Below are 7,922 nucleotides of genomic sequence, written 5' to 3' on the forward strand. Positions count from 1 at the left end.
TGCGGGGTGGGGTGTCGGGGGCGCTCAGCCCGGGTGGCGATAGGAGCCGATGTCCTTCCCGTCGAGGACCACCGTGAACGACTCGTTCGGATAGCCGAAGGCCCACTTGTGCCCCTCCGCGTCCGAGGACCAGGTGCCGTCCTCCCTGGCGGTGATCCTGATCGGGCCTCCGGGGAAGAACGTGTCCCCCGGGCGCTGATCGAGCGTGGCCTGGAGCTCGTAGGTCTTGCCCGGCTCGAGATCGGTCAGCGTCATGTGCACCTGCCGGCAGTACTCCGAGTCGCAGGAGGCGGTGTTGAAACGTGTGGTCCCGAACCTCACGTCGGACTTGGGAGCCGGCGGCGTGTAGGTCTGCGCGCCCTGTGACTTGCTGACGGTGCCGCTGACGAGGCCCTTGCTGTTCTTGACGCGGGCCTCGATCTTGACGATGCCCTTGGACTTCACCTGGTAGGTCTTGGAGAAGGAGGTCCCCGAGTCCTGCCAGCTGCCGCCGTTGATGCGGACCTGGAGGGTCTTGCCTCCGGCTCCGCCGTCGCCGCCGCCCGCGCTGGCCTTCACCGTGACGGGGCAGGTGCTCCCGTCGGTGCACTTGCCGTTGGAGCCGCTGACCGACGGCTTGTCCGGCTTCGTGTACGGCTTCACGGAATTGGACTCCGCGGACGTCTCGCTGACGCCGCCGTCCTTAGCAAAACCGTTTCGGGCTTCGACGGTGAACCGGTAGGACTTCGTCGGATCCAGGCTGTCGAATCGGACGCTCCGCTTCGACGCGTCGACCGTCCTGGTCTGACCGCCGCCCTTGACGACGTACTGCGTGACGGTGGTGCCGTTCCCGTCGGCCGCTTCCCAGGAGACGTCCACGCGCCCGTTGGGGCCGTCACCGGTGTTCGGGTCCGGCAGGGACGCCTTCACCCCGGTGGGCGCCTCGGGCTTCGCCCACGGGGTCACCGCGTTCGATGCTTTCGAGGAGCCGGAGCCGGTGCCGACGGAGTTCACGCCGGTGATGGTGAAGGTGTGCTTGCTGTCGCGGTCGAGGTCCCGGAAGGACGCCTTGGTGGTCCCGCCGTCGACGGTCTGGCTCGCGCCGGAAGAGGACTTCACGACGTACTGGGTGATCGGCTCGCCGTTCGCCTCAGCGTCCGTCATCGCCGGCCACGTCACGTCCACCGCGCCGCCGAGAGCGGTGTTGACCCGCTCGGCCGACGGGGTGCCGCTGGGGGCCTTGGGCTTCCCGGCCGGGTGCTCCGCCGAGGACCACTCCGACCACTCCGAGGGCTCGTCGGCCAGGTTCGAGGCCCGCACCCGGAAGCGGTAGTCATTGCCGTTGGTCAGCCCCGAGAACACCGTCTGGGTGCTGCCGCCCTCGACGGTCTGGGAGGAGATCCCCTGACCGCTGGTGTCCTGGACCTGCACCTCGTAGCTCTGGATCGCGGAGCCGCGGTTCTCGGGTGCGGACCAGCCCACGGTCAGCTGCTGGTCGCCGCGCTCCGCCCGCGGGGCGGCCGGCTTCTCGGGACGCACGTCGGGGCGGGCCACGGCCGAGGGCACCGACGGATCCGAGTCGCCGACGTCGTTGGTCGCCACGACCTGGAAGGTGTACTCCGTGTCGTTGGTCAGCCCGGTGATCGTGCAGGAGGTCGAGGCGCACTGCTGCGACACCGTCCCGCCGGTCGCCGCGGTGACCGTGTACCCGGTGATCGGGGCGCCGTTGTCGGCTCCCGCGTCGAAGTTCAGCTCGACGAACCCGTCGCCGATCTCCCCGATGCGCGGCGCGGAGGGCGGCGCCGGCTTGCCGCGCACCACGATCCGGATCTCGCCGGTGACATGGCGGTCCGGGTCTCCGGTGTCGTCCTCGACCGTGTACTGAGCGGTGAGGATCCCGTGGAAGGTCTCTGCCGGGGTGATCGAGACCTTGTCGCCCTTGAGCTCGACGGTGCCCTCACCGGCGGTGAGGCCGGCGCTGAGCAGCTCCCGGTCCCCGCCGGGGAAGGGATTGGAGTCGTTCTCGAGCACTGCGATGTCCTTGGTGGTGCCCGCGTCGATCGTGTCCTCGTCCATCACGGTGGTGAGCAGGGGCCGCGGCGAGCCGCCGACGGTGACCTGCACGGAGGACTCCACCGGATCGTTCGTCCCGTCGGAGACGGTCACCGGCACCTCGAGGACCGTGCCCTTGGGCGCCTTCGGCGTCGCGGTCGCGGTGAAGACCGAGCCCTCGACCGACACATCGATCTCCGGATTCTCGGTGAACTTCCCGAGGGCGAAGGTGAACGTGTCGTCATCGGGGTCGTCCACGCCGGGCGCGAGGTCGACCGTGGCCTGGCCCTCTCCCTGCGCGACCTCGAGCAGCGCGCCCTGGAAGGTCGGCGGGAGGTTCTCGTCCTCGGGCGCGACCTCGACCGGAATCGCGAGCGTCGCGGTGGCCGCGGTCGCGTCCCCCACCGCACCGTCGGTCACCTCGACGCTGATCGTGTCCTTGCCGGAGAAGTCCGCGGCAGGGCGGTAGCTCAGCGTCGTCTCGTTCTCGACGAGCTCGCCGCCGTCGCCGTGGCCTGCCGTCACGAGCGACGGGTCGGTGATCTGCACGCCCTCCGCGCCCGGACGCACCCGGACGTTCTGGGGATCGGCGAGGTCGATCTTCGCCTCGGCGCCGGCCTGCACCTTCACCGGCTCGCCCACCCAGACGGGGGCCTGCTTCGCGGTGCCGGGCACCCACACGTAGCCGGCCGAGGACTGGTCGTCCTGGTCGGTGATGATGTAGCGGATCCGCTGCTGCTCCTCCTGGGGCACGATCTTCAGCGTCCCGTCCTCGCGCAGGTCCACGCCCTCGTAGGAGCCGTCGAGCGCGACCTCGAGGTCGTTGGTGCTGCCGTCGGGATCGGAGTCGTTGGCGAGCACGTCCACCTCGACGTGGTCCTTCTTCGGATCCAGGACGTCCTCGACCGGCACGAAGTCGTCGACCGCGACCGGGGAGAGCAGCGGCGCGTTCGCGGCGACCTTGACGGTCGCGGTCGCGCTGGACTTCAGCTGCCCGTCGGTCGCCGAGTACAGCACCGTGTGGGTGCCCTCCTCGGCGGGGGAGGTGACGGTGACGAGGTTGTCCTCCGTGTCCTCCGGCGGCTCGACGTACTCGATGTCCGTCATCGCCTCCACGTCGCCGCGCACGATGCCGAGCGCGTCGCCCTCGGGGTCGGTGTCGTTGTCGAGCACCGGGATCTGCACCTCGCGGTCCGGGCGCACCTCGACGGTGTCGTCGACCGCGTAGGGGGCCTGGTTGCGATCCGTGGGCGCGGCGATGCCGACGAGCACCTCCGCGGTGCCGATCGCGCCGTGGCGATCCATCACCTGGTAGCGGAAGCGGTCCGTGCCGACCGAGTCCTCGTGCGGCACGTACTCGATCCACTCGCCGTTCGCGGTGGTGATCTCGCCGAGGGTGGGCATGGGGCTCGCCGCCCCGGTGAGCATCACGGAGTCGCCGTCGGGATCGATGCCGGTGGTCTGGACGGGGATCCGCACCGGGGTGCCCGCGACCGCGCGGGCGGTGAGGTTCTCCGGCCGCGGCGGGGTGTTCTCCGCGTCCCGCGGCACGATGGTGATGTAGGCGAGGGCGGAGCCGGTGCGGCCCGTCTCGTCGACCACCTCGTACTGCACGACGGCCTCGCCCGTCGCGTCGTCGTCGGCGCGGAAGCGCAGCATGTCCTGGTGCGGCTCGGTGTTGCCCAGCGCATCGGCGCGGGAGGTGTCGAGGTTCGTGCCGAGGTGGAGGTCGGAGCCCGTGGGCGAGACGTCGTTGGCGGTGACGTCGATGTTGACCATGTCCCCGGCGCGCACGACGGTGCGGTCCGGGACGGCCTCCGGGTTCGCGAACTGCGTGTCCGTGTTCACGACCATCATCCGGATGGTGCCCGTCGAGGTGCCGGCCGAGTTCGAGACCTCGTAGGTGATGGGGACCGGCTCGGAGGAGACGGTCGCGCCGGGCTCCGCCTCGACCCGCACCAGGTGGTGGTCGACGACGGTGGCCTTCAGGCCGCTGCCCTCGGGGACCTCGAGGGAGTTCGCGACCAGCACCCCGCCGGTGGGGTCCACGTCGTTCTCCAGCGGGTCCACGAGCGTGTCGGTGCCGGTGGTGACCGTTCCGAGGTCGTCGACGGCGACGGGCTGGAGGTTCTCCGCCTCCGGCTCGACCACGTCGATGCGCATCAGTCCCAGGGAGCTGGTGCTGCCGCCGCTCGCCCCGACCGTGTACTCCAGGTAGTGGGTGCCGGGCCGGGCACTGGTGACGTCGACGCTCCCGGCGTCCAGGGCCGGATCGACCTCCAGCCCCTCGGACTCGCCGACGCTGATCAGCTCGAGCTCGCCGCCGTTGGGGTTGAGATCGTTGCCCAGGGGCTTGAGCGTAGTGGTGCGTCCGGAGACGATGCTGACGTGGTCGGCGGTGGTGATCGGCGGGAGGTCGCTGTCGGTCACCGACTCGATCTGGATCGTCCCCTCCCCCGTCTCGCCGTTCTCGTCGCGGAAGGTGAGCTGGACCTGCTTCGTGCCCGGCGAGAGGCCGGCGTCGTTGAAGGTGATCTTCCCGTCGGGGGTGAAGGTGACGAGGTCCTCCGGCGGGACCGTGGCGTTGGAGAGGTAGAAGGCGTCGCCGTCGGGGTCTTCCCAGTACGGCAGGATGTTGAAGCTGATCTCCTGGCCGGAGCGGACCTGGACCTTGGTCATCGTCTCCTCGGCGGCCTGCGGGGCGGAGTTCTCCCCCTCCTGGCGCACCTCGAGGGTGACGGTGGCGGTGTCCTTGCCTCCACGCCCGTCGTCGACCGCGTAGGTGAAGGTCTGGGTGCCGGAGGCGTCGTCGGCGACCTGGATCTGGAGCTGCGTGCCGCCCGTGATCGGGGTGACCTGCCCGGCGGCCGGCTGCTTCCCCTCCACATCGACGGTGAGCACGTCGCCGTCGGGGTCGACGTCGTTGCGCGTGACGGGGAGGACCACGTTCTGACCGGGCCTCACGCCGAAGGTGTCGTCGTTGGCCGTCGGAGGCCGGTTCTCCTCCTCGCGCTCGGCCGCGACGTTCTCGATCGTGGTGGTGAGGGTCTCCTTCTCCTTCTCCTTCGACTGATCGGTCTGGATGTCCTGGTTGATGACCCAGTCGTCGACCAGCTGCATCGAGTCCATGATCTCCCAGGACAGGCCGAACTTCTGGTCGTTGAGCACGACCAGGTCGCGGTTCTGGCGCAGGGAGAGGTCCGCCCCGGCCTTCGCCTCGGGGATCACGTCCCTCACGGGCTCCTGGCCCTCGCAGGCGCGGACGTAGCGCAGGGACCCGCCCCAGGCGCCGTAGGCGCAGCCGTCGACCTGCGCCGGCTCGACGACCTCGGAGCCGGTGCCGCCGGCGGAGATCGACTCGGCCTTCCCGCCGTCGAGGGGGATCAGCAGCATCGTGTCGGCGGTGGACAGGACGACGTTCTCGGAGGCGGGGCCGGCCTGCTGGAGCTCGCCGGCCTCGAGGGAGGAGATCCCGTAGGCCTCGAGCGGGTAGTCCTTCATCTCGGTGCCGAGGCGCAGCATGCGGTTCTCGCGGTCCATGATCACCGGCACGTCGCCGACGACGGTGAGCTCGACCTGCGCGGCGTCGCTCGAGACCCCGCCGGCGATGAACGGCTTGTCCGCCTTCGTGTCTCGGGTGGACGGTGTACGGGGGTAGCGCAGGAGCTCATCGCCGTTCAGCACGTAGACGTCGCCGCTCATGGAGACGGCGACGGGCGGCGCGCCGTTGCCGGTCTCGAGGACCGGTTCGACGGAGGCGGGGCTGAACGCGGCGGCCTCGTCCGGGGAGAGGATCCAGACCCGGCCGTCGGGCGCGGCGATCACGACGCGGTCCCCGCCGATGCGGACGGTGGACTCGGACGGCAGCTCGACGAGGCCCGCACGGGAGGCGGCCGCGGTGTTGATGGGGGTCATGCCGCGCGGCCCGGTCTCGAAGACGTGGTAGCCGGACTGGATGATGTCGAGATCCTGGCCGGTGGAGGAGATGCGGGCGTCGAGCTCGCCGGCGTCGACGTTCAGACGGCCGATGAGGCCGCGGTCGCCGTTGCTGACCCAGACGCCGCCGTCGGAGACCTCGACCTCCGAGGAGGACAGGCCGTCGTAGTTCACGGCGAAGCCGGTGAGGACGAGCGCCACCACTGACAGGACGGCCGTGGACACGACCGTGGTGCGCCGACCGCGGCGCCCCTTCGGTCCAGCGGTGACTGACATGGTGGTACCCCCAGAAGACGTGCAGACTCCTCGCGCACGCCCGGCCCCGACCGGCTGCTCTCACTGAGGAGAAGACCCCCGCGGTCGATGTGGTCGCGCACGACAACGGACAGAGTACCGGTCCCCCGCGCGACGCACTACGCGCGCCCGGTCACGTTCCGTTCCCGTACAGGTCAGGCAGACCGAACGATCGCCGATCTCAGGAGGAGCTCACCGACGGCGCTCGACGAGCGTGCGGGTGAAGGTCTCCAGCGCCTCGCGGACGGGGCCCTTCGGCAGCTCGCCGAGGATCTCGACGGCCTCGTCGGCGGTGCGCTGGGCGAGCCGACGCGTCTCCTCGAGCGCCTCGTCCTCGCGCAGCAGCGCCACGAGCTCACCCAGTGCCGTGTCGTCGCTGAGATCGCTGTCGAGCCTGCGCAGGATCTCGAGGCTGCGCGCGTCCTGCTCCACGGCCGCCCGGCGACGGACGAGGAGGGTGGGCATGGTGGGCACGCCCTCACGCAGGTCGATCCCCGGGGTCTTCCCGCTCGTGGCGGCGTCGCTCTCGAGGTCCAGCACGTCGTCCGCCAGCTGGAAGGCGACCCCGACCTTCTCGCCATAGCGGCGCATGACGTCGCCAGACCCCTCAGGGGCGCCGGCGAGGGAGGCGCCGAGGTCGCCGGCGAGGGCGAGCAGCGACGCCGTCTTATCGGACAGGACGGAGATGTAGTGGGCGAAGGGGTCCTCCCCCTCGGCGGGTCCGACGGTCTCGTGTAGCTGGCCGAGGCAGAGCCTCTCGAAGGTCTCGGAGTGCATCCGCACGGCCTCGGGGCCGATGCGGGCGCTCAGCGCGCTCGCCCGGGCGAAGAGGAAGTCCCCGGTGAGGATCGCGACGTTGTTGCCCCACAACGAGTGGGCGCTGTCGGTGCCGCGGCGGGTGGGCGCCGAGTCCATCACGTCGTCGTGGTAGAGGCTGGCCAGGTGGGTCAGCTCGACGAGGATCGCCGCGTTCTGCACGCCCTCGGCATCGACGTCCCCGAGGGAGGCCGCCAGGAGCACGAGCATCGGGCGCACACGCTTGCCGCCGGCGTCCATGAGGTGGCGGGCGGTCCAGCGCATCATGTCGTCGGAGCTCGCGACGGACTCGCGCAGCCCGTGCTCGATGGCGCCCAGGCGCTCGACGATGCTCGTCGCGAGCTGATCATCGATGTCGGGCACACCCGGCAGCGTGGACGGCATGTCTCTCCTGGGGATCGGACCAGTCCCGAGGAGCGGGGCCGGCGTGCGGACTGCGCTCCCGGACAGGAGCGACACGACAGCCGAGTCTACCGGGGAGGCACGGGCCCCGAGTCGTACGACGGTCCCGAGGTGACGGGCGGAACTGCGCACCACTCCGCCGATGGATGGATCTGCGAGCTCGCCCCCTGAACCGGACCATCCCGTCGCTCGGGACAGCTCAGCCCGACCCCTCTCCCGAGCCGGTGCCTCGCCTTCCGACCCCGGTTGTCACGCCCGGCTCCCGTTCTCGCGCCAGGACCCGGGACGCGTGTGGGCTCCCAGTTCCCGGGCATGACAAAAGGGAGTGGAGGAGGCGAACACCCGAAAAGGGGTTCAAGCACTCCTCCACTCCCAGTGAAGATGTCCGGCGGCGACCTACTCTCCCACACCCTCCCGAGTGCAGTACCATCGGCGCGATCGAG

At 70.4% G+C, this 7,922-nt stretch carries 2 protein-coding genes; both read right to left on the reverse strand.

Annotated features, from left to right (window positions below):
• Positions 1 to 24: 24 nt before the first annotated feature.
• The gene (locus DEU31_RS16030) at positions 25 to 6,243 is read right to left on the reverse strand and encodes an Ig-like domain-containing protein (protein ID WP_133677846.1); all 6,219 of its coding nucleotides are present in this window, start codon (positions 6,241 to 6,243) and stop codon (positions 25 to 27) included.
• 210 nt (positions 6,244 to 6,453) lie between these two features.
• Positions 6,454 to 7,461 carry a polyprenyl synthetase family protein gene (locus tag DEU31_RS16035; RefSeq protein WP_133677847.1) on the reverse strand — a complete coding sequence of 336 codons (1,008 nt, stop codon included), beginning with the start codon at positions 7,459 to 7,461 and terminating at the stop codon, positions 6,454 to 6,456.
• Positions 7,462 to 7,922: the final 461 nt, after the last annotated feature.

This window comes from Brachybacterium sp. AG952 (assembly GCF_004362645.1).
GTDB lineage: Bacteria > Actinomycetota > Actinomycetes > Actinomycetales > Dermabacteraceae > Brachybacterium > Brachybacterium conglomeratum.